The sequence below is a fragment of the Polaribacter haliotis genome, from assembly GCF_014784055.1.
In the GTDB taxonomy this organism is placed as follows: domain Bacteria; phylum Bacteroidota; class Bacteroidia; order Flavobacteriales; family Flavobacteriaceae; genus Polaribacter; species Polaribacter haliotis.
Window position 1 is genome coordinate 1,165,178 of the sequence record NZ_CP061813.1, and the last position, 24,999, is coordinate 1,190,176.

Below are 24,999 nucleotides of genomic sequence, written 5' to 3' on the forward strand. Positions count from 1 at the left end.
CATTCTAAAACGGAATACTATTTGAACTATTAAACTCATCAACAATAATCACAGCAAAATCAACATAAAACAATACTGTTTTGCTACATTTGTCGCTTTTTACTTTATTAAGAAGTCTAAAAATGACAAATTGACATTTTAAAATAACACATGGAACAAAAAAAATTCGACTTCAATTCTTTTATTGGAATGATTTTATTAGGAGGAATCATTCTTTGGTGGATGAACACCAATAGTCCTGAACCTGAAATAACTACAGACACAAACACCACACAAATTGTAGATTCTACAAATGCCATAAATAACACAACTACAAGTACAACTGTTAACGAAACCGCTTTCGAAAACGATTCTATAAAGCAACTAGCGTTAAAAAATAAATTGGGTGCTTTCGCTCAAAGTGCAATTAGCGCTACTGAAGGTGTTACTGTTTTAGAAAATGAAGTTGTTAAACTAACAATCGATAATAAAGGAGGACAAATTAAAGAGGCTTTAATTAAGAACTTTAAAACCTACGATTCTCTTCCTTTATATATGATTAAAGACAATAATGCGTCTTTTAACATTAATTTTGGAACGACAGATAATAGAATTTTAAACACGAAAGATTTATTTTTCCAACCAACAGTTACTAAAAATGGCGAAAACCAAGTTGTTTCTTTAAAGTTGAAAGTTTCAGAAACTCAGTTTTTAGAATACAGATACGAAATGAAACCTAAACATTATTTGGTGAATTTTTCTATTCGTTCTCAAGGTTTAGGAAATGTAATTAACTCTTCGAACCCTATTAATTTAGACTGGACTTTAGACGGTTATCGTCACGAAAAAAGTTTAAAAACAGAGAATACCATGTATTCTTACTACTACTACAAAGCAGACGACGAAGTAGATTATATAAATGCTGGAAAATCGGAGGTAATAAACGATTTAGATTGGGTAGCATATAAGCAACACTTTTTTGCTTCGAGTTTACTTTCTGACAAACCTTTTAACAACGCAACAATTACTTCTACAGATTTAGTTAAAAATGAAGAAATTGATACTGTTTTTACAAAAAGATTCGAATTAAAAACACCTTTAGAGCTATCTAATGGAGAGTTAAATTATAATATGAAATGGTTTTACGGACCTAATGATTATAATTTATTTAAATCAAAACAATTCGAAGGAACAGATTTGGCAGATTCATCTGATTTAGGTTGGGGAATTTTCGGTTTTTTAAACAGAACCATCTTTTATCCTGTATTTAATTTCTTAAAAGGATTTTTAGGAAACTATGGTTTAATTATCATTTTAATGACCATTGTTGTTCGTTTAATAATGTCTCCTTTAGTTTATAAATCTTATTTATCTAGTGCTAAAATGAAGGTTATTCGTCCTGAATTAACAGCATTAAATGAAAAATATCCTGGAAAAGAAAACGCAATGAAACGCCAACAAGAAACCATGGCAATACAGCGAAAAGCAGGAGTTAGTATGATGTCTGGTTGTATACCTGCATTGTTGCAAATGCCAGTTTTCTTTGCATTATTTAAGTTTTTTCCAACAAATATTGCTTTAAGACAAGAAAACTTTTTATGGGCAAACGATTTATCTTCCTACGATACTATTTTTAAATTACCTTTTAAAATTCCATTTTATGGAGATCATGTAAGTTTATTTCCAATTTTGGCATCTGTTGCTATTTTCTTTTATATGAAAATGAACCAGAGCCAGCAAGCAAACATGCAAGCACCACCTCAAGAAGGTATGCCAGATATGAGTAAGATGATGAAGTACATGATTTACTTCTCTCCAATTATGATGTTGTTTTTCTTTAACAACTATGCAAGTAGTTTAAGTTTGTATTATTTTGTTTCTAACTTATTAACCATTGCAATTATGTTGGTAATTAAGAATTTTGTTATCGATGAAGATAAAATTCATGCACAAATCGAAGAAAATAAAAAACGCCCAGAAAAGAAAAAAAGTAAGTTTAGAGAACGTATAGATTCTGCTATGAAACAAGCGCAAGAACAACAAGCACAACAAAAGAAAAGAAAATAATTTTCTGCAAATAATGAAAGTCCAAACGTAAAAGTTTGGACTTTTTTTGTGTTCAAATTTTATTGTTTGAAAAAAATGAATATATTAGCATCAATTATAGGATTGTAAAATCTGGTAATAACCCCTAAAATAATTACTTTATGACCCCTAAATCTAAAAGTAAGTGGTATTTCGTACCATTTATAATGCTATTTATTAGTTTAAATAGTTACGCTCAAACAACAATTTTATCGGAAAATTTCTCATCTGCCTCTGGCACAAATCCTCCAACTGGATGGACAAATGTTAGAAACAGTGGAAATACCGGACAAATATGGAATTTCAACGATACAAACCCTAATATAACCACTGGAGGTTTTAGTGGTAATTATGCGATTTTAGATAGTGATGGTTATGGAAATGGAAGCTCTCAAAATGTAACATTAACTTCTCCTTCATTTAACGCAAGTTCTTACAACACTCTAACATTAAGTTTCAATAATCAATTTAGATTTTATACTAATGGAGAAAGTGGAACTATAGAAGTTTTTAATGGTTCTAATTGGATTACAGTCGATACATATACATCTAATACAAATTACCCAACCCCAGCATTAAGAACATATAACATTTTAGCAGCAGCAAATGGAGCAACAAATGCTAGAGTTCGTTTTACATATGTAGGTTCTTGGGGCTATTGGTGGGCGATAGATAATGTTAAAGTGGAAGGCACCTCTTCTACACCAAAAATACCAATTACAATAACTGCAACAGCAAATACAAAGCAAGAAGGAGATGCAGACCCTACTTTAAATTATACAATAACTTCTGGAACTTTAGATAGTGGAGACACTTCATTAACTGGTAGTTTATCAAGAACTGCTGGCGAAGCAATTGGTGCATACAATATTACCCAAGGAACTGTAACTAATGCAAATAACCCTAAATATAACATAACTTTTGTATCTGCATTGTTTACAATTACTGCAAAAGATACTGATGGAGATGGCTATGAAGACAGCGTAGATATTGATGATGATAATGATGGAATATTGGATACAGACGAAAATTGTGTGATTCCAGGAGCAGCAACTCCAACTGTAGATGCTGAAACTTGGGTTGATGGTGATTATAGTATTTTTGGAATTGGAAACAATACAAACGGATTAGGTTATAGAGAATCTGGTTTTCAACAAGCAGCGTATCAAAGAGGAATTGGTTTGACTGTTTTAGACGATTCTTCTACAAATTATGTAACAGAAAGTCCAACCTCTTCTTCTTCTCCCCTTTCTCTGAACGATAAGGTTTATTTTGGAACAAACCCAACAACATCAAGTAACGATGGTGTGGTTACTTTTACCTCTACATACTATTCTCCAGATTACGTAAACAACCCTGGTTCAACACCAGACATTGGTTGTTCTTCAACTCCAAATGGAAGAAATTCCGAATTAAGAACAACTACAAGTAGCGAATTTTCTTCTGGGAATTCATCTAGAGCAATTTATGTAGTTCCAGAAAGAGCCTCAACAACTGGAGATTCCTATTCCGTAAATATTGCATTTAGCACCCCTATTTATGCTTTTAGTTTCGACATAAATGACGTTTTCGATACAAATGGTTCGTCTGACTTAGAATATACTTTAGAAGTTTTTGCAGACGGAAAGTTATTGGCATTTATGAAAGCAGATAATTTCGGAAACGATGTTGCAGGAACAATGGAATTATACAGAGGAAATAAAACAACTTTAGAAAATGGAAGTATAAATATTGGAAATCAAACAGAAGCAACCATCGGTTTTATAAACTCAACAGCAATTAATAATGTTGAAATTAGAACAACTATTGTTAATGGTAGTACAGATGTTTGTGCAAGAGACGCACATGGTTTAGACAATTTTGCATACGGAACTTCTGGTCAATCTTGTTTTGCAGACGATTTAGATGTAGATGGAGATGGAATAACAAACGATAAAGATTTAGATTCCGACAACGATGGTATTCCAGATAATATAGAAGCACAAACAACAATTGGTTATATCGCTCCAAATTATGCATACACTGCAAATGGTTTAGACACTGCTTATGGCACAGGTTTAGTTGCACAAAATACAGACGGAACTGGAAATGCAGATTATGTAGATTTCGATTCTGATGGAGATACTGTTTTTGATATAGTTGAAGTAGGTTTAGCTGCAAAAGACACAGATAGCGATGGTAAATCAAATGGAACTGTTGGAGACAATGGTTTAGATAACAGCCTATATGCTGCAGACGATTTTAGTGATGTAAATGCAAACATAAATAACCCAACTCTTTTACAAGACTCAGATAATGATGCTTTAACTGTTGGAGATGTAGATTATAGAGATGCTCATAGCTCAGGAATTCCTATGATTACTCAAATTTATAACGATGGTACAAGTCGAGTAATAGAAGTTACCAATATTCATACAACAAATTCAATTTTAGCAAACACTGTAAAATTGAATCTTTTCAGAAATAAAAATGGAGATCAAACAGGTATAGTACCAGATGTTACCTATTCAATTCCAACTCAGTTAGCACCAGGCACATCATTTTTAATTACAAATTCAGCTTCTGTATTTTCTGGAACTGTAAATAACGCGATTACGAATTTAAGTGGAGCAAACGATATATTAATATTTTCACATCCAAAAGGAATTTCATCTGGTATTAACGATTGGAAAAATAGATATGAAACAACTTCTAATTTTGCAGATAATACAATTTATGTAAGAAATGATGAAGCTACAGAAAATAATAAAACGTTTACAGAAAGCGAATGGATTGCATTTGTAGAAGACGATTTAAACCCATATAGAGATATAGCTACTGGTGGTCCAGAAAGACATCCACATGCACCTATAATTTCTGAAGTAACAAGTGCTGTTTCCACATCTAATCTAAGTTTAGGAACACATAAAGTAAATCCTACAATTCGATTTGGTAATACTTGGTCTAATGGTTTTCCTGATAAAACTAGACGTGTTATTATCAATCAAGATTATGCAACTACAACAGGTTTAACTGCAAGAAAACTTACCATAAATGCAAATCGAAAATTAACAATTACAAATAATTTATTAGTAGTTACAGAAGATATTGAGTTTGGTGCAGCTTCAAGTGAATTACGGCTTGCAGGAAGTTCTCAACTAATTCAAGTACATAATAATAGTAGTGGAGTTACTGGAAATGGAAAAATGTTTATAGACCAGAATTCTCCTATTGCAAGTAAATACAGATATAATTACATGAGTTCTCCAGTTGGAGGAACATCTTACACATTAGCAGATGTATTAAAAGATGGAACAACACCTACTTCTGCAAATTCTACAGCAACAAATATCGATTTTGTAAGTGGTTATGATGGAGCAACTGATTCTCCGATAAAAATTTCGGATTATTGGATTTATACATATGCAAGTGCCAATGGAAATAGATCTAATTGGAATCAAAAGAAAAGTACTGGAAGTATCCCTGTAACAGACGGTTTTACTCTAAAAGGAAGTGGTGCTGCACAAAATTATACTTTTGTAGGAACACCAAATGATGGTAATTTAAACACTGCAGTTGGTGGAAATGAGTCTTATTTAGTGGGTAATCCTTATCCATCTGCAATTAGCGTACAAAGATTTATAGAAGATAACAGAAATTCTATAGATGGTACTTTATACTTCTGGCAACATGCAGGAGAAAAAGATTCTTCTAGCTCTAATGAAGCTGGGCATTATTATACAGGTTATATTGGTGGTTATGCAACTCGAAATATTTCTATGGGAATTGCTGCAAATTCAGTCTCTAATTCTGGGGCTTTCGATATTTCTATGGAAGCAGAAAATGCATCTCATAATGCTACCACTTCAACAGATTTAGAAAATACAACAGTGGTTTTAGATGCAGCTACAGAATATGTAGATTTTGGATTAATTCCTAGAGGAATAGAAAATTTAAGATTGAATTATAAATCTCTAACTCCAAAAAAAATAAGAGTGCTTGTTAATGGAAGCTCAATTGGCGATTTCGATGTTCCAATTTCTGTACCATATACAGATTTCGATATTCCTGTTTGTATCGAAAGAAATAGCTCCGTAAGAATAGAGTCTTTAGATCTTAATATCTTGTATTTAAACAAAATTGTAATAAAAGACGATGATGGTAAAATACCTTGTGCTCCAAGTGTTGGAACAGGATACACTTACACTTCTCCTCTAGAATACATTGCAATTGGGCAAGGTTTCTTTATAAGTGGAGATACAGATGGTGGGGCAATTCAATTTAATAATAGCCAAAGAGAGAGTATTGCAGAAGGTGCAAAATCTACCTTCTTCAAGCCGAATGCAAAACATAAAAAAGGAACAAACAGAAGAAAAAAATTACCAATTATAAAATTAGGATTAAATTATACAGATCACTTGAACTCTAAAATGCATCGTCAAATTGGTATTTCTTTTAAAGGAAGTAATAGTTTTAAATTCGATAAAGGTTATGATAGTTATCTTTTTGATTTATCTGCAACAGACTTTTATTGGAAATTTCCAAAACAAGACCAACCTTATGCAATTGCTGGTGTAGAAAATATTTCGGAAGATTTACAAATACCTTTAGAAATTGTTCTTGCTAAAAAAGACAGTATTAGCATAGAAATTGATGAGTGGACTTTAGAAAACACATCATTATATATTTTAGATAAACTAACAAATATTAGTTACGATTTAACAAATGATAAAGTAAACTTAGAATTGGAGAAAGGAACGTATTCGGATCGTTTTTATGTGACTTTCAAAAAAGCACAGACATTAAGTACAGACGATGAAATTGCAAATAAAAATGTTTCTATCTACTATTCGAAACCAAATCAAGAAATTCACATTAATACAATTAACGGAACAATAGTTCAAAAGGCATTTTTATATACAATTTTAGGACAAGAAATTAATTCTTGGAAATTAATAAAAGATGAAGCTCTAGAGAGTAACATTCTTAAAGTAAATAATCTTTCTAAAGCAGTGTATATCTTAAAATTAAAAACAGATAAAGGAGATGTTTCCAAAAAAATACTTATTAACTAGTATTTAATTTTCCTTTCTTAAAAGAGAGCCAATTATGGTTCTCTTTTTTTTTTCATTTTATTGCATTTTTTTTAAACCATAACTTACTTTTTTGCGTAGATGTTCATAGTAACAAACTATACATTATTTATGCAAACAAAAATTACATTAAAAAAATATAACCTATACTTATTATTAGTTCTTTTATATTTCTTACCTAAAACTACTTTAGGGCAAGAAAACAACATAGAATCAAATACTTATGAATTCAGTTGGAATAGAATTTCCAATAATGTAGATAAATTCGATTGGAAAGATGGGCAGTTAGAAAAATCTTTAATAAACGTTAATAATTCTAATGTTGATATAGATTTTGCTTTAACAGGAGAAACAAATACACTTTGTAAATGGCCATACAGTAAAACTACAAGAGATGCTCCAGCAGTTGGAAATGACGCAAATGGTGAAAACAATTTACAGTTTTACACAAACGGATTTTACAAAAAACAAGGTGTAACTATAACTATTAATTTTAGTAAACCCTTAGAACAAATCTCATTTAATCTTTTGCATGTGAACAAATCTTACAAAAATGGAGATAAATTTATCATTAAAGGAATTACTGAAAATAATAAAGAAATCGTTCCAAAGTTCATAAGCGCTTCTTATCCTTCATATAAAACTTACGAAAACGGAATTGTAGATGCTAAAAAATCTAATACTGGTGATAAAGCACAAGTTGGTGTTGAATTTTCTTCAACAGATAAAATTAAATCAATTAAAATTCAATGGAAAGATTGTGATACTTGTTATTCTCGAAAAAATCATGGTTTTGGAATGTCTGGTTTGACTTTTTCAGTTGAAAAAGCACCGAAATTAGATTCAGATAATGATGGTATTTCAGATGATGTAGATATTGATGATGATAATGATGGAATTTTAGACGAAATAGAATCTAAAATAACTACCATTCCAAAAGGAACAGCAATTGGAAGTCCTTTATTTACTGTAAACAATGGTGTTAGTTATTCAGAAAACATAATTGATGGAATAAATTATAAAGGAGCTAAATTCGATAGAAATAAAGATGAATTGGTTATTAATTTAGGAAAGAAAATTCCTGCAAATACCTATATAAGATTCAAATCTTTTGCAAGTGGTTATAACTTTAAAGCACTTTCTATAACAGAATCTAATGCTTCTGGAACTAGTAATTCTAACAAATCTTACATTTTACATTATGGATATTATGGATGTTTTCCAAAATACACCTATTATAAATTAAAGGAAACAACTCAATATTTAAAAATTGAAATGGTTCGTAATTTTGGAGGTTCTATTGTTATAGATTATATGGAACACCAATCTTATACTACTCTTACAGATATAGATACAGATAAGGATGGCATTCCAAACAGATTGGATTTAGATTCCGATAATGATGGTTGTTCTGATGCTGTAGAATCTTGTGTGCCAGATATTTTAGTTGCTTCAGAAAATACTGAAGACTATTTAACTGAAGCTTATATCAATGGATCTTTTGGTAAAAATGGTTTTTCTAATAATTTAGAAAATTCTGATGATACAGACACGAATCCTAATTTCAGAAACGCATATCATTATGCTTTAGATAAAGATATTAATGCATGTGGAATTCCAATGATAACTCAGGTATTTAAATCTAAAACAGATAATTCTATCGAAATTACAAACATTCATCCAACAGCAATTATACCTGCAAATGCAATCGTAATTGCTCTATTTTCTAATGCTGAAGATAATTTAACAAAAACAATTCCAAAAGCTTCAACAAGAAATTCAGAAATGTTGAATCCTGGAGAATCTTTAGTCATTCAAAACAGCAGTGCTTTAATTACATTATTAAAAGGATTGCCTGTAATTAATAACTCTCTAACAAATTCATTAGATAATAATAGTTTAATTACAACTTCTAGAGCATCAGGAAATTTAACATGGGAAAGTAGAATCGATGTTTCTAAAAATTTCGATACATATACATCTTATGTTAGAATTGATGAAGTTACAAAACCAAATAGAGATTATATTGAAAATGAATGGGTTGTGTTTGTAAACAACAATCTAAATCCTTATAAAGATTTATCTATTGGTGGACCTGAAAGGCATCCTCATGCACCACTTTTAACTGAAGTAATTACAGCAAATCCAGAATCTAATACACTATTAGGTTTGCATAGAATTCTTCCAACAGAAAGAATAAATGGAGCTTGGAGTAATGGATATCCAGACAGATCTAGATATGTAATTATTAAAGAAGATTACAAAGAAAACAATACCTCTTTAAAAGTAAGAAAATTAAAGGTTGAAAATAATAGCACATTAGTTATTGACAATAATAACTTATTAATTGTTTCAGATGATATTAATTTGCCACAAACTAATGATGAAATTAGATTGGCAGGAAGTTCTGAGTTAATACAAGTACATAAAGATTTTAGTGAATATGCTGGATTAGGAAAAGTATTGATAGACAGAAAAACAGCAGTAGCAAGTATTTATAGATATAGTTATTTAAGTAGTCCTGTAAATACTATTGGTAAAAATAATTATGCAATTGCAGATGTTTTAAAAGATGGTACAAACCCACTTTCTATGGACTCTAATATTGTGGATATTAATTTTGTTTCTGGTTTTGATGGAAGTGCAACAAGCCCAATATCTATTGCAGACAATTGGATTTATACGTTTTCAAGTAGTAGTGGAACAAGATCTAATTATGTTCAAAAAAGAAGTACTGGAATTATAAAGGAAACCAGCGGTTTTTTAATTAAAGGAACTGGTGTAAAACAAAATTATACGTTTGTTGGTAGCCCAAAAGATGGAAATTTAGCAACAAATATTGGTGCAGAAGATTCTTATTTAGTTGGTAATCCTTACCCATCTGCAATTAGTGCAAAAAAGTTTATCGAAGACAATATTAATTCTATTAGTGGAACGCTTTATTTTTGGCAACATGCAGGAGAACAAGATATTGCTTCTTCTAATAATGCTGGTCATACCTTTGGTGGCTATGTTGGTGGTTATGCAACTAGGAATATTGCAATGGGTATTGCTGCGAATCAAGTTCCAAGTAATAATAATCAAAACCCAAATACTCCTTCAGTTGGCAACGAAGCTTATGTAAGTCCTGGAAACTATATTCCTGTAGGAACTGGTTTTTTTATTGGAGGTAGCAAAACTGGTGGACCTGTTGTTTTTAATAACAGTCAACGTGAGTTTAGAAATAATGAAGTTAAAGAATCTGTGGAAGAAAATACTGGTATAAATGGAGGTTTATTAAGTAATATTTTAGACATCATCCCTATTATCGATTTTAAAGATCCAAACGAATTACCAATTATAAAATTAGGTATGGATTATAAAAACGATTCAAACGTTATTCTTCACAGGCAAATTGGTATTTCTTTTAATGAGAATAATTCGTTTAGTAACGAAGTTGGTTATGATAGCGAATTGTTCGACCAAAACACTACAGATTTTTATTTTAAATTCGAAGGAAATGAAACAAAGTATTCGATTGCTGGAGTACAGAATATTACATCTAATTTAGAAGTTCCACTTGAACTTATTATGAATTACGATGGAGAAATTACAATACAATTAGATGAAGTAAAAAACGTAGATTCATCTATATATTTAACAGATAAAGTAACAGGAGCTGTATACGATTTATCAGAAAATGCAACTTTAACGCTAAATTCTGGAACCTATTCTAATAGATTCTATTTAACTTTTTCTAATAATGAAAGTATAATAGATAGTGTTGTAGATGTTATTTTACCTGAAAATTTAATTTCATTTTATTACAATTCTCAAGAAGGTACTATAGACGTTAATAAAGAAGGTGATATAAATATTACTAAAATAGGTCTTTATAAAATATTCGGAAGCGCTTTAGGAACTTGGGATATAAATAAACAAAAAGAAACCTATAAATTAAACCCTAAATCGGAAATTAAAAATGGATTATACATTGTTAAACTCGATACAGATAAAGGAGCAATAAATAAAAAAATAGTTGTAAAAAGATAAACCATTTTAGGTTAGTGTTGGTTGATTGCGAAGGAGTTGCTTTTTTATAAAAGCAACTCCTTTATTTTTGAAATCGTAAAATCTAAATCTTCTTTGGTGGTAAATTTAGAAAACGAAAAACGAATAGAGGTTTTATCTTCTTCTCCATTAAATAGTATTTCTGATAAAACATGCGACCCTTTATTACTTCCACTTTGGCAAGCACTTCCTCCAGAAACTGCAATTCCTGCCATATCTAAACTGAACAACAACATATCGTTTTTCACTGGAAAACGAACATTTAAAATGGTGTAACTACTTTTATCTAAATTTGAAGAAAGACCGTTAAACTGAATATTTTCTGATACTTTTTTAAGCTCAGAAATAAAGTAAACCTTTAAACTTTCTATATAATTTTTGTCTCTATTCAAATTAGAAATCGCAACATCTAAGGCTTTACTCATTCCTAAAATAGCGTGCACATTTTCTGTACTCGACCTTGCTCCTCTTTCTTGATCTCCTCCATGAAGCATTGGTAAAATGCCAAATCCTTTTCTAAAAAATGCAAAACCAACTCCTTTTGGCCCATGGAATTTGTGTGCGCTTGCAACTAAAAAATCAAGATTTAGTTTTTGTAAATCTAAATTGTAATGTCCAACTGCTTGTACAGCATCTGTGTGAAATAATGCATTATTCGATTTACATAAATTGCCAACTTCTTCTACAGGAAGTACATTACCTATTTCGTTATTTATCAACATTAAACTAACCAATGTTTTTTCTTTTGTAGATTTTAAAATACGTTCTAAATCTGTTAAATCAATAGTTCCAAACTCATCAACATTTACAAATTCTAAAGAAATATTATTTGTTTTCTGTAAATATTCACAGGTATGTAAAACTGCATGATGCTCTATTTTCGAACTTATAATTCGAGTAACTCCTAAATTTAAAACAGCGTTCTGTAAAATTAAATTATCGGCTTCTGTTCCACTAGAAGTAAAAACAATTTCGCTGGCAGTTACATTAAAGTGTTTGGCAATGGTTTTTCTAGCAGTTTCCACAGCAGACTTTGCTTTTCTACCAAATTGATGTGTAGAAGAAGGATTACCAAAGTTTTCTGCCATTGAAGTTTGCATTACTTCTATTACTTCTTTGGCTATTGGTGTTGTGGCAGCATTGTCTAAATACACTGTTTTCATCTTACAAAAATACGTTTTCTATTTTACTGCTGTACATTTTGATATATATAAACTTCAGTTGCGCCCAAACCATATTTTTTATAGGAAGCATCGTAATATTTTACAGGATATCTATTTAAAAGCGATTGCAATTCCGATTTTAAAACCCCTTCTCCAACTCCATGAATAAAGACAATTTTAGAAATACGCTTGTTAATTGCGTATTCTACTTTTCGTTTTGCTGTATCTAATTGAAGATTCATCATATCGTAATTATCTAAACCTCTGGTAGATTTTATAAGCTGATTTATATGCAAATCGACTTCCATAATTACTTCTTGTTTCTCTTTTTTAAAATGAGTCGGTTTCTTTTTTACATGAGAAATTTTCTCTTGTAAAATTGGGTTATTAATGTCGGAAAACTTCGATAGATTGTATTGTTCTGTATCGATTCTAACCAATTCTTTTTTATCAAAAATAAAAACCATACCATCTTCTGTTTCAACAGAAATGGTATCTTTAGCAATACCAACAACTTTTCCTTTTAAAACATCGTCTAAAACAGCTACTTTATTTCCAATTTCTAAACGCATCCTTAACTTTTTATTAATTTAGGCTAGCCTAATAATCTTTATTTTTGTTGCAAAAATAGTCATATGCTAAGTACTTCTAGAGTTTCCACCGAAAATTTCTTTAAAAATGCAGTAAAAAATGTGCATATAACTGAAGAAAGAAAAAATTTACTCGTTAAAATTTCGGAAGGAATTGCAAAAGAATACTTAAAGAGTGGCGTTGTAAATCTTAATTTTATTTGCACTCATAATTCTAGAAGAAGTCAGCTTGGGCAAGTTTGGAGTTTTTATACAGCACATTACTTCAAATTAAATATCCATTCTTTTTCTGGAGGAACAGAGGTTACTGCATTTCATAGAAATACTGTAAAAACATTACAAAAAGCAGGTTTCGATTTTCAGGTTTCAGATTTTTCACATCAAAATCCTAAATATTTAATTTCATTTGCTGGCAACAGAAAAACCATTCTTGGGTTTTCTAAGAGATTCGATCATCCAGAAAACAACGAGCCTTTTATAGCAATTACAACATGTAATAATGCTGACAAAAATTGTCCATTTATACCTACTGCCATTGAAAGATTTCATTTACCTTTTGTAGACCCAAAAGCGTCTGACGATACTCCTGAGAGAAAAGAAACGTATTTAAAAACGAATCGACAAATTGCTACAGAAATACATTTTATCTTTAGTTTCGTTAAAAAACAAATCTCTTAAACTTCTAAATCTCTATCGTAAGGAATGCTATTTAAAACGTGATTTATAACGTTTACTCTGGCTTCTGTTTTTCTATTTGCTCTAATAATTTTCCAAGGCGAATTTTCTGTATTTGTTTTTTGAAACATTACATTTTTGTATTCTGTATATTGGTCCCACAAATCTTGCGCTCGCTCATCTAACTTCGTCATTTTCCATTGTTTTAATGGATTACTTTTAATTTCTGCAAAACGTTTTGCTTGTTCTTTTTTAGAAATAGACATGTATATTTTAACTAAATGAATTCCAGATTCTAAAATCATTCTTTCGAAATCGTTTACCTGATTCATAAAAATATCGTACTCTTTTTGTGTACAAAAACCGTTAACAGGTTCTAAAACAGCTCTGTTGTACCAGCTTCTATCGAAAAAAACAATTTCTCCTGCTTTTGGAAATTGCTCTACATATCGTTGGAAATACCATTGAGTTTCTTCGTCTTCTGTAGGTTTAGAAAGCGCTACAATTCGCATATGACGTGGATTAATACGTTCTGTTAATCTTCTAATCGCTCCTCCTTTTCCTGCAGCATCTCTTCCTTGAAAAACAATTATTATACGTTCGTTATTATTAATTGCCCATTTTTGTAAACGGATTAATTCTACTTGAAGTTTTTTTAATTTCTTCTGGTAATCTACATATCGTAAACCTCTTTCAATATTTAAAGGATCTTTAGACAAAAGTGCTAAAAGTCCTTTTTTTGTATTTAATTTTTTTACTTCTTGTGTTGTTAACTTGTCTTCCATTACTTAATCTATATTGTTATTAGAACGATAAAATCTCATTACTACATTAGGATCTGGTGTAATGGCCGTTTTTGCATCTTTTTTTCCATCATAATCAAACTGAGAAATTACATGTCTAATCGCTTCTAATCTTGCTACTTTTTTATCGTTTGTTTTCACCATCATCCAAGGACTGTAAGATGTGTGGGTTTTAGAAAACATTTCTGCCTTATAATGTGTGTATTTATCCCACAGATTTTGCCCTTGTTTATCAACAGGGCTAAATTTCCAACGCTTTAATGGGTTTTCTTTACGTTCTTCGAAACGTCTTAATTGTTCGTCTTTAGATATCGATAACCAAAATTTTATAATTATTAAACCATCTTCGTACATCATGTGTTCGAACTCTGGAACTTGCACTAAAAACTCTTTATACTGTTCTTCTGTACAAAATCCCATAACTGGTTCTACAACTGCTCTATTGTACCAACTTCTGTCGAAAAAAGCAATCTCACCTGGGTTAGGAAGTTCTTTTATATATCTTTGAAAATACCATTGTCCTTTTTCTACTTCTGTAGGTTTATTTAAAGCCACTAATCTACTAGATCTAGGATTTAAATGCTCCATAAATCGTCTAATATTACCTCCTTTTCCAGCAGCATCTCTTCCTTCGAAAATAACAGCTACACGTTTATTCTCTTTGGAAATCCATCTTTGCAACTTTACCAATTCGATTTGAAGTAATCTTAACTCTTCTGTATAGGAAAGTGTTTTACTTACCTTATTATATAATTCACTTTTACTTTCTATAAGCGATAATAGTTCTTTATTAGTAACAGTATTCTCAAAATCTTCGGCAGTTAAACCTTTCTTCATATTCATCTTTATTATATATTGGTCTAAAAATAACTATTTTTTTTATTTAGAGAGTTAAAAATACATCAATTAACAGAAGTTTTATCACATTCAATTATATTTGCTTATTATGAAAAAAATTAGCTTCATTCTCTTTCTTTTAACAACTTTAACTATTTGTTCTCAACAGAAATTTTCTCAAGAAATTAGTTTTATTACAGAAAACGATTTATATACTTCGTTAATTGACGATCACTATTATACCAATGGAATGTTTTTATCGTACAAATACCTCTCAAAAAAGAAAAAAAAAAAATTAGAAAAGCGTATTTTAGAGTGGAGTATTGGACACGAAATGTATTCACCTTACAAATCGGTTATAGCTTCAGTAGAAGAACATGATAGATCTTTTGCTGCTTATTTGTATGGAAGTTTTGGTATTAATAGAATTTATAATAATAACCAAAATTTTAAAACTTCTGTTCAATTAGGTATCCTTGGTTCTTATGCTTATGGAGAGGAATTACAGGATTTTATTCATAATATTTATGGTTTTAGGGAAGCTGTTGGTTGGGAATATCAAATAAAAAATGCTTTGGGATTAAATTTTAATCTAGAATTTAATAAGCATTTACTAAAAGACAATTCTAATCATTTCGATGTTTCTTGGATAAACATGGCAAATGCAGGAACAGTTTATACAAACATTTCTACTGGAGTTTATGGTAGAATTGGTTTTAAACCTTTACAAGATTTAGCAAATTCTATTGGTTTTAATTCTAATATTAATAATACTGACACGAATTATTTTAGAGAAATAGAATCTTTTTTATTTATAAAACCAACGATAAGATATGCACTTTATGATGCTACACTTCAAGGAAGTTTTTTAAATAAAAATAGTGAAGTTACAAGCGAACTCGTTCCTATCGTTTTTGATTTAGAAATCGGTTTAAAATTTACCTCAAATAGATTTAATTTTGGGTACACATTTAACTATAACACGAATAAATCTAAAGGGTTACGATTTGATAATGGTCATAAATATGGCTCTATAAATATTGCTTATTTGTTGAAATAGAGATGTTGGAAGTTGGAAGTTGGAAGTTTGATTTTTTTTTTTAGATTTTCTTTAATAAACTCTTTCAGGAATTTAGTAAATATTTTGAATTACGATTTAAAAAGATAAACATTTAAAATAAAACTCTTTTCGACTTTAAAAACCCAAACCTTTTTAAATTTGAGACTTTGCGAGAAAATTTTGAACCTTTATACCCAGAAACCTAAACCCTATTCAATAAAAAAATCATCCTTAAAACCAATTAAATACAATTTTTCTTGTGCCCTTGTCATGGCAGTGTATAACCATCTAAAATATTCTTTAGAAACACCATCTGGTAAATAAGGCTGCTCTATAAAAACGGTTTTCCATTGTCCACCTTGAGATTTGTGACAAGTCATAGCATAGGAGAATTTTACTTGTAAAGCGTTGAAGTATTTGTTCTTTTTAATGGCTAAAAATTGTTTGTATTTCGATTTTTCATGTGCGTAATCTTCTTTTACAGCTTCATAAAGCTTATTAGATTCTTCGTATTTTAGAGACGGACTTTCACTGGTTAGTGTATCTAAAAGCAACACAGTTTCGAAAGGTTGCATGTCAGGATAGTCAATCATTTTTATTTCTACTTCTGCAAACTTAAAACCATATAGCTCTTTGATAGAAAAGATTTTTAAAACTCTGCAAATATCTCCATTTGCAATAAAACCAGCTTTCGACGATTCATCTAACCAATAATAATTATTTTTTACAATCATAATATAATCTCCAGCAGAAATTTCATTTTCTTGCCCTCTAATATTATAACGTATTTGTTGGTTGTATTGATTGGCTCTTTTGTTTGAACGCACTATAAATGCAGTATCTTCTACACCTTCGTTTTCGTAAGCATTAACAATAGCATCCTCAATATCATAACCATCTTCCAATCTTTTTATGTCTGGAAAATTCACATCAAATTGAAAAGAATCTCCTTCATTTTGTAATAAAAGCCTTAAACTAGTTGCATTGGCTAAAATTCCTGAGTTTTCATGTTGACGCATTACTTCGTCTAACTCTATTTCTTCTACATTTTTTTGATAATCGTACGTTAGTGTATCTAACTCCAAAGCAGGGCTAACATCTAATTTAACTGGTGGAAGCTGTGCTGTATCTCCGATAAAAATAAGTTTACAATTTTTACCAGAATATACATAAGAGATTAAATCGTTTAATAAAGATTTCGAATCGAACAAATTCTGATTCTGTTTCCCATCTGGAATCATAGAGGCTTCATCTACAATAAAAATAGTATTTGTGTGCTTATTAATTTGTAAAACAAAATCTACAGAACCATTAGATTGCTTTTTTGGGAAATATATTTTTTTATGAATTGTAAACGCAGGTCTTTTCGAATATAAGGCAATTACTTTTGCAGCTCTTCCTGTTGGTGCTAATAAAACCGCTTTTTTACCTGCAGACGACAAACAATTTACAAAAGTACTTATTGTAGTAGTTTTTCCTGTTCCTGCATATCCTTTTAATAGAAATAGGGCATCTTTATCTTCATTAAAAATAAAGTCGCTTAAAAGTCTTAATAATTTCTCTTGCTTAAAAGTAGGCTCATGTGGAAATTTTAGAATAAGTTCTTTATTAAATTCACTAGGTTTCTCTATCATATAGCATTTAAAACATCAAAGATACATCGATTTGTAAATAAAAGTTTTTATCATTAAAAAAAAATTGTAGATTTGCGATAAGACTATTAAAAAAATATTAAAATGGGATTAATTGGAATGATTTTAGCAGCAGTATTAGTAGCTGTGCTTTTAGCTATAGTTATAGTTAAGTTTTTACCTTTAAAGTTACGTTGGTTAGCTTCTTTATTATTGCTATTTTTAGCAATATTTATAGGGTCACAAATTTATAATGGAATTATGGAACCCATTAATTTTAACAAGGGTAAAGTAAAAAAATATGCTAAAGTTGTAGAAAATCTTAAAATAATTAGAGATGCTCAAGTAAAACATTACGAAGCAACTGGAAGTTACACAAAAAATAAAACTGCTCTTATTAGTTTTGTAGATACTGCTAAATTAGCATTAACAAATACAAGAACTGAGGTGGTAAAAGAAAATAGAGGTGGTGGTATTATTGTAGATGTAGAAAAAAGAGTTACAGACACAATTGGTTACGAACCAGTTTTAAAGTACTTTAAAGGTAAAGATTATAAAAATATGTTTAAAGTTCCTGGTCTTGAAGGAAAAGAGTTTGAATTAGAAGTTGGAACCGTAGAAAAAGTACCTGGTTTAGTAGTACCTACTTTCTTAGCAAAAACACCTAAGGCAGATCTTTTAAAAGGAATGAACGAATCTTTAATTAAACAAGAATTAGAAGCAATTGCTACTGATCAAATTAAAGGTGAATATATTTCTGTAGGTTCTTTAGATGAAGTAACTACAGGAGGTAACTGGCCTACTTATTACGATAAAAAAGGTGAGAAAAAAGAATAGTACTCCTATTTTGAAAAACACAAAAGATAATAAATTATCCATCCAATTTAATTTGGATGGATTTTCTTTTTCTATCCAAGATAGTATATCTAAAAAGGATATTTACTTTTGTGCTTACACTTTTAAAGAAACACAAGCAACTCCAGAAAATTTATTATTAAAAATTGATGATATTTTTAAAAATGACACTCATTTACAGCAAGATTTTTCTACTGTAATCGTAATTCATCAAAATAACCTTTCTGCTTTAGTACCCAACCAATATTTTAATGAAGATAAGTTAAGTTCTTATTTAAATTTTAATATAAAAACGCTCTCAACTGATTTTATAACATTTGATGAAATTTCTTCTATAGATGCAAAAAATGTTTATGTACCTTATGTAAATATTAACAATTATTTATTTAACAATTTTGGGGAGTTCGATTATAAACATCATAGCTCTGTTCTTATAGATAAACTAATTCTACGAAACAAAAACGAGTCAAAAACTATGTATGTAAATGTTTCTAAAACAACATTCGACATTGTAGTTTTGGAAAATAAAAAACTAGTATTATACAATTCGTTTGCATATACTTCTAAAGAAGATTTTTTATATTATATTCTTTTTGTAGCAGAACAATTACAATTAGACACTAACGAATTTCCTTTATATTTAATGGGAGATATAATTTTTAATTCGGAATTATACAAAATAACCTACACTTACATTAAAAATTTGAACTTCTTAGGAAGTAAAAACCCTATTTTTAAAGAATTAAATTTAGAAACACACACGAATTTTATACTATTAGGCTAATGAGAATTATTTCTGGAAAATTAAAATCAAGACGTTTATCTGCGCCTAAAAACTTACCTGTTAGACCCACAACAGACATGGCCAAAGAATCTTTGTTTAATATTTTAAACAATACTTATTATTTCGACGGTATTTCTGTAATCGATTTATTCGCAGGAACAGGAAATATTAGCTACGAATTTGCTTCTCGAGGAACCAAAACTATTTATGCTGTAGATGCACATTTTGGATGTATAAAATATATTAACGAAACCTCTAAAGCTCTTGATTTAGACATTAACACGTTAAAAAGTGACGTTTATAAGTTTTTAGAAAAAACTTCTTTAAAGGCAGATGTAATTTTCGCAGACCCACCTTATGATTTCGAAGAAGAACAATTTTTAAAAATTGTGAATTTAGTTTTCGAAAAAGAAATGCTAAATAAAGATGGAATTTTAATTGTAGAACATTCTAAACATACAGATTTATCTAAGCACGAAAGACATAGTTACGATAAACGTTATGGAGGAAACGTGTTTAGTTTCTTCGAAAATGAAACAACGGAAGAAGAATAAATTAAATTTTAAAGCAAAAAAAAAATACGGACAAAGCCGTATTTTTTTTTTATTATGTAATAATTCGTTTTTATAATAACGAATTTATAATTTTTTGAATGGTTACCCCTTCTGCTTCCGCTTTATAATTCTTTACAATTCTATGAGATAAAATAGGAATCGCAACCGCTTTTACATCTTCTATATCTGGAGAAAACTTACCATGAACTGCTGCATGAGCTTTGGCTGCCAAAATTAAATTTTGTGAAGCTCTTGGTCCTGCACCCCAATCTAAATAAGATTTCACTAATTCTGTAGCTTCTGGAGATTTTGGTCTTGTTTTACCAACCAAACGAACTGCATATTCTATTACATTATCTGCAACCGGTATTTTACGAATTAAATTCTGAATTTCTACAATTTCTGCTCCAGAGAAAATAGAATTTATTTTATTTTTAAAACTTGAGGTTGTATTTTTTACAACTTGTACTTCTTCATTAAAAGTTGGGTATTCTAAATTAATAGAAAACATAAACCTATCTAACTGCGCTTCAGGTAAAGGATATGTTCCTTCTTGCTCAATTGGGTTTTGAGTTGCCAATACAAAAAAAGGCAATTCTAATTTATAATGATTTCCAGAAATTGTTACAGAACGCTCTTGCATTGCTTCTAATAAAGCTGCTTGGGTTTTTGGTGGTGTTCTATTAATTTCGTCTGCTAAGATAATATTAGAAAAAATAGGGCCTTTTATAAATTTAAACTGTCTGTTTTCATCTAAAATTTCACTTCCTAAAATATCTGAAGGCATTAAATCTGGTGTAAACTGAATTCTCTTAAAATTTAAACCTAATGCATCTGAAACCGTATTTACCAATAATGTTTTTGCCAATCCTGGAACACCAATTAATAAAGAATGTCCACCACAAAAAACAGATAACAAAGTAAAATTTACTGCTTCTTGCTGTCCAATAATTACTTTTCCAATTTCAGATTGTAGTTGTTCATATTTACCAACTAAATTCTTAACTGCTTGCACGTCTGACATTACTTATTATTTATTTCTTTTTTCCAATTCTTTTTAAACTTACATTTAGCATGATCTTCCGAAATTTTAATATAAGTATCTTTAATTTTATCTTTAGACCATTTCTCTATAATTTCTTCCTTCTTTTTCTTTAAAGCTAAATCTTGTATTTTTACATAATCATTTACAATATCTGCAGTATGCGTATCTGTTCTTTCTTTCATTAAGATAAACTTATACATTTTTTCTCCATTTCCAGACTCATCATAAAAAACATCGGTAATTTCTCCTGTTTTTAAATCGTTAACTCTTGCATAAAATGCAGGATCCATTCTTGTTAAATCGAATTTAGATTCTCCTGTATATGGATTTAAAATAAGACCTCCATTATTTTTAGAATCTTTGTCTTCGGAATATTTTTTAACAGCATCTTCGAAACTAATTTTACCATCTTTAATCTCTTGCTTAATTTCTTCTAATTTATCTTGAGTTTCTTTTAACTTACTATCTGGTATTAAAGGTTTCATTAAAATATGTGAAGCAACTCTAGTATTTCCTTTAATTTCGTGTAATTGCATTAAGTGATAACCAAAATTAGATTTAAAAGGCTCCGAAATTTCGCCAACTTCTAAACTAAATGCCATTTCTTTAAATTCTTTAATAAAGTTAGATTCTTTTGTGATTGGGTATCTACCTCCATTTTGTACAACTCCAGGGTCTTCAGAATTAATAACGGCTTTCATTTTAAAACTTGCGCCATCTTGTATTTCTTTTTTAATTGCATTTAACGATGCAATAACTCTATCTACTTCTTCTTTCGTTGGTTCCGCATTTAATACAATTTGAGCCAATTCTATCTCTGCTGTAAATTCTGGTAATTCTCCAGCATCTTTTAAGCCATTATAATACAAACGAACTTCTTCTGGAGTTACATCTACTTTTTCTGTTATATTTAATTGTTCTTTTTCTATTAATGCATTCTCTTTTTGTACGTTGTATAATTCTCCTTTTAAATCATCTAAATCATTAAAACCATAAGATTTTATAACTTTATCTATGGATCCAAGTTGCTGTGTAAAATATTGTATACTTCTATCTACTTTTGCATTTACTTCTGCATCTGAAACTGTAACACTATCAATTACTGCATGATGAGATAATAGCTTTTGCTGCATCAACTCCTCTAACATTTCACAATCTGTAAATGTAATTTTTCCTTCGCTTCTAAGTTCTACTTCTTGTTTAAATTTGGCAATGTCGGAATCTAAAACAATATTTTTACCAACAACAACTGCTACACCATCTATTTTCACTTTCTGTGCGTGTAACGTTTGTGAGCTTATTAAAAGAAAAGCTATAATTGGTAAGAATTTAATATATTTTAAAATTGTTGTTTTGTGTGGCATCTTTTACTATTATTTTTTCAATATCTCTAATTAATTCGATTTTACGCTTGTGCAAAATCATTTGTTTTATTTTAGATTCTATATAACTTAATGGTGCTATTTCGTTTCTAAGTAAAACATCTTTTATAGCCACCAAATATAAACCTAATGAATCTTGTTTTTGAGTGAATTTTGTTTTTTTTAACAGATTTTCTTTAGAAAAAGGCACTTTTAACAAAATCTTATCTACTTCTGTCCAAACTGAGTCATTTAAACTGTAAATTTTAAAACTTAATTGCTTTCTTTCTAATTCCTCTTGGTCTTCAATTTCATTTGATTGAAAGAGTTTTATAATTTCTTCTTTGTTCTTTAAATCTTTATCAAAAGTTAAATATTTGGCTTTTATCAACTCTTCATTTAACTTAAAGTTTTCTTTGTTTAAATTATAATAGCTCTCCACTTCTTCATCAGATATAATAGTATCTAATTTTTGATTTATAATTTCTGATTTATAATTATTTATCAACAAACTTTCCTTATAATCGTTTACTAAAACATCAATTTCCTTTAAGTTTTCTAGCGAACTATTGTTTACTGCTTTTTTTAAAAGCAGTTTTTTAATTGCCCAATCTTGGATATAGCTTTGTACCAACACCAAACTGTCTTCTTTAGAAATATTTGTTGGTAAAATGTTTTTTAAATCTTCTCTAAATAGCTTATCTGTATTTACAATGGCAACGATTTCCGAAGAAGAAGTTTCCTTTTCTTTCACGCCAAAATAATCGCAAGAAATAAACGCAAATACACAAAAAACAATTAGTAAAAATCTCATTATTTTTTCTCGTAAAATTTAATTAGTTTTTTTAACTCCCTTTTCTTTATATTAATTTTACTCTTCTTTCTTAAATCTGCAATCCAATTTTTTTCTAAAAAGTTTTGGTAATCATTCATTACCTCTCCTTTATTATTTTTCAATTCTTTAGATGGATATTTATTTCTATTGGCTTCGAAATAATTTTTTAATCCTAAAGTATCTTTAGAAGAAGCATTCCAAATTTTTTGTTGCATTAATTCAAACAATAATAAACCATCTTCATATTCTTTTAAAGTATATGCATATTCTGGCTCTGTATTTACCAAATTCTCTTTATAATAAGATAAAATTTCGTCATTTTTAAACATATCAAAGAGCAAATACACAGGTTTATGCCTTCTATTTCGAATAAAATTGATAAAAGATTCTTGGGTAAGTTCTTTATCGTTAATTTTTAAAATAACATTTTGTAAAGAATCTTTCGGAATTGCTCTTATGTTTTTTCTATCCAATATTTTCTTTGCTTCTTCATTTTCTTTAATCGAATATGTTGCTTTTAATTTATTGATAACAGCAATTTCCGATAATTGCATTCTAGAACTTCTTTTAATTTTATTTGTAAGTTCGTTTTTCAATTCATTAAATGGTTTTACTGGATACTTTCCAACTAATTTTATAATGTGCCAACCAAAACGAGTTTTTACAGGTACTGCATATTCTCCAACATTTTTAAGCGAAAACCCAGCATCTTCTATAGGTTTTAACATCTTTCCTTTTCGAAACTTCCTTAATTTCCCTCCACTCTGTTTTGTATTTCCATCATCTGAATATTGTTTCACTAATTCTTCGAAATTTCCGTTATTTTGAAGTTTTGCATACAATTCGTCAATTTTCTTTTTACCAATTGCTGTTGTATCAGATACTAAAATATGTGCAACTTGTATTTCTCCTAATGATGGTCTTTTTGCATCTACTTTTAAAATATGATACCCAAATTGTGTTCTAAATGGTTCTGAAACTTCACCAACTTTCGTTTTATAAGCACTGTCTTCGAATTCTGAAACCATATCAAAAGCAGAAAAATACCCCAAATTTCCTTTGTTTCCTTTTCTACCAGATTTAGGGTCGTCTTTGGCTGAGTTGTCTTCAGATGCTACAAAAGCAACTTCTTCAAAATCTTCGCCATTAATAATTCTATTTCTAATATCTGTTATTTTTTGATAAGCTATTAGAGTATCTTTTGGAGTCGCATCTTTTGGGATTCTTACCAAAATATGCTTCGCTTTAACCTCATTTTTAGTTCTTACATATAATTCTTTTACCAAATCTTCGATAAAAGTAGTGTCTTGTAAATAAGGTGCAGAAAGCTGGTTTCTATACGTTTCTATTTCTCTTTTATAAGATGGTAACGTATCTAATTTTATTTGATAAGCTTCTTTTACTTTTAATTTATAATTGATAAAAAGCTCTAGATTTTTAGTAACATCTTTAGATTCTTCATTATCTATGGCATCTAAATTCTTTTCGTAAACACGTTTAAAGTCTTCGATTGTTATTTTTTCTCCATCTATAGTTAATAAAGTTTTTGACTTATCTTGTCCTAAAGTTGTTAAGGTTAACAATAAAAAAATAATTGATAAAACACTGTTTTTCATAATA

General features: G+C 29.5%; 17 protein-coding genes. 8 read left to right on the top strand and 9 right to left on the bottom strand.

Annotated elements, in window-relative coordinates:
- The first annotated feature begins 150 nt into the window (after nt 1-150).
- From yidC to H9I45_RS04880, 3 genes are all read left to right on the top strand, one after another.
- Nucleotides 151-2,046: a membrane protein insertase YidC gene (yidC, locus tag H9I45_RS04870; protein ID WP_088352942.1), complete on the top strand. Its 1,896-nt coding sequence runs from the start codon at nt 151-153 to the stop codon at nt 2,044-2,046.
- Nucleotides 2,047-2,186: 140 nt separating this feature from the next.
- On the top strand, nt 2,187-7,118 hold the full coding sequence (locus H9I45_RS04875) for a DUF8693 domain-containing protein (protein WP_140422727.1): 4,932 nt from the start codon (nt 2,187-2,189) through the stop codon (nt 7,116-7,118).
- 129 nt (nt 7,119-7,247) lie between these two features.
- Complete coding sequence (locus H9I45_RS04880; protein ID WP_088352944.1) at nt 7,248-11,168, top strand: DUF8693 domain-containing protein; 3,921 nt, start codon at nt 7,248-7,250, stop codon at nt 11,166-11,168.
- Between the two features lie 44 nt (nt 11,169-11,212).
- On the opposite strand, the gene H9I45_RS04885 is transcribed toward H9I45_RS04880, so the two are convergent.
- Both H9I45_RS04885 and H9I45_RS04890 read right to left on the bottom strand, forming a co-directional pair.
- Nucleotides 11,213-12,349 carry a cysteine desulfurase family protein gene (locus H9I45_RS04885; protein ID WP_088352945.1) on the bottom strand — a complete coding sequence of 379 codons (1,137 nt, stop codon included), beginning with the start codon at nt 12,347-12,349 and terminating at the stop codon, nt 11,213-11,215.
- A gap of 23 nt (nt 12,350-12,372) precedes the next feature.
- Entirely contained in the window at nt 12,373-12,921 is a 549-nt protein-coding gene (locus H9I45_RS04890) for a DUF8465 domain-containing protein (RefSeq protein ID WP_088352946.1), read from the bottom strand.
- 63 nt (nt 12,922-12,984) lie between these two features.
- On the opposite strand from H9I45_RS04890, the gene H9I45_RS04895 reads away from it, so the two are divergent.
- Complete coding sequence (locus H9I45_RS04895; protein WP_088352947.1) at nt 12,985-13,617, top strand: low molecular weight phosphatase family protein; 633 nt, start codon at nt 12,985-12,987, stop codon at nt 13,615-13,617.
- Here H9I45_RS04895 and ppk2 (H9I45_RS04900) read toward each other — a convergent pair.
- Together ppk2 (H9I45_RS04900) and ppk2 (H9I45_RS04905) are read right to left on the bottom strand one after the other, a co-directional pair.
- On the bottom strand, nt 13,614-14,399 hold the full coding sequence (gene ppk2 / locus H9I45_RS04900) for a polyphosphate kinase 2 (protein ID WP_088352948.1): 786 nt from the start codon (nt 14,397-14,399) through the stop codon (nt 13,614-13,616). The two genes, H9I45_RS04895 and ppk2 (H9I45_RS04900), sit on opposite strands and share 4 nt — an antisense overlap.
- A 3-nt stretch (nt 14,400-14,402) precedes the next feature.
- Nucleotides 14,403-15,254 carry a polyphosphate kinase 2 gene (gene ppk2, locus H9I45_RS04905; RefSeq protein WP_394364903.1) on the bottom strand — a complete coding sequence of 284 codons (852 nt, stop codon included), beginning with the start codon at nt 15,252-15,254 and terminating at the stop codon, nt 14,403-14,405.
- A gap of 109 nt (nt 15,255-15,363) precedes the next feature.
- On the opposite strand from ppk2 (H9I45_RS04905), the gene H9I45_RS04910 reads away from it, so the two are divergent.
- On the top strand, nt 15,364-16,314 hold the full coding sequence (locus H9I45_RS04910; protein WP_088352950.1) for a lipid A deacylase LpxR family protein: 951 nt from the start codon (nt 15,364-15,366) through the stop codon (nt 16,312-16,314).
- 209 nt (nt 16,315-16,523) lie between these two features.
- Here H9I45_RS04910 and H9I45_RS04915 read toward each other — a convergent pair whose 3' ends face one another.
- On the bottom strand, nt 16,524-17,948 hold the full coding sequence (locus tag H9I45_RS04915) for an ATP-dependent DNA helicase (protein WP_088352951.1): 1,425 nt from the start codon (nt 17,946-17,948) through the stop codon (nt 16,524-16,526).
- Nucleotides 17,949-18,050: 102 nt separating this feature from the next.
- Between H9I45_RS04915 and H9I45_RS04920 the strand changes: the two genes are divergently transcribed.
- Genes H9I45_RS04920 through H9I45_RS04930 form a run of 3 tightly spaced genes read left to right on the top strand, consistent with a single transcriptional unit; the run spans nt 18,051 to nt 20,138 of the window.
- Nucleotides 18,051-18,782 carry a hypothetical protein gene (locus H9I45_RS04920; protein WP_088352952.1) on the top strand — a complete coding sequence of 244 codons (732 nt, stop codon included), beginning with the start codon at nt 18,051-18,053 and terminating at the stop codon, nt 18,780-18,782.
- A complete protein-coding gene (locus H9I45_RS04925; protein ID WP_088352953.1) occupies nt 18,766-19,584 on the top strand; it encodes a DUF3822 family protein in 819 nt (272 codons plus the stop codon). Before H9I45_RS04920 ends, H9I45_RS04925 begins: the two co-directional genes overlap by 17 nt.
- Nucleotides 19,584-20,138 carry an RsmD family RNA methyltransferase gene (locus tag H9I45_RS04930; RefSeq protein ID WP_088352954.1) on the top strand — a complete coding sequence of 185 codons (555 nt, stop codon included), beginning with the start codon at nt 19,584-19,586 and terminating at the stop codon, nt 20,136-20,138. Before H9I45_RS04925 ends, H9I45_RS04930 begins: the two co-directional genes overlap by 1 nt.
- A 70-nt stretch (nt 20,139-20,208) precedes the next feature.
- On the opposite strand, the gene H9I45_RS04935 is transcribed toward H9I45_RS04930, so the two are convergent.
- From H9I45_RS04935 to H9I45_RS04950, 4 genes are read right to left on the bottom strand one after another with little or no spacing between them, the layout of a single operon-like run.
- Nucleotides 20,209-21,162 (bottom strand): AAA family ATPase, encoded by a 954-nt coding sequence (locus H9I45_RS04935; protein ID WP_088352955.1) that lies wholly within the window; start codon nt 21,160-21,162, stop codon nt 20,209-20,211.
- Complete coding sequence (locus H9I45_RS04940) at nt 21,162-22,547, bottom strand: peptidylprolyl isomerase (protein ID WP_088352956.1); 1,386 nt, start codon at nt 22,545-22,547, stop codon at nt 21,162-21,164. The genes H9I45_RS04935 and H9I45_RS04940 overlap by 1 nt, the downstream gene beginning before the upstream one ends.
- A complete protein-coding gene (locus tag H9I45_RS04945) occupies nt 22,513-23,358 on the bottom strand; it encodes a hypothetical protein (RefSeq protein WP_088352957.1) in 846 nt (281 codons plus the stop codon). The genes H9I45_RS04940 and H9I45_RS04945 overlap by 35 nt, the downstream gene beginning before the upstream one ends.
- A complete protein-coding gene (locus H9I45_RS04950; RefSeq protein WP_088352958.1) occupies nt 23,358-24,995 on the bottom strand; it encodes a peptidylprolyl isomerase in 1,638 nt (545 codons plus the stop codon). Before H9I45_RS04950 ends, H9I45_RS04945 begins: the two co-directional genes overlap by 1 nt.
- Nucleotides 24,996-24,999: the final 4 nt, after the last annotated feature.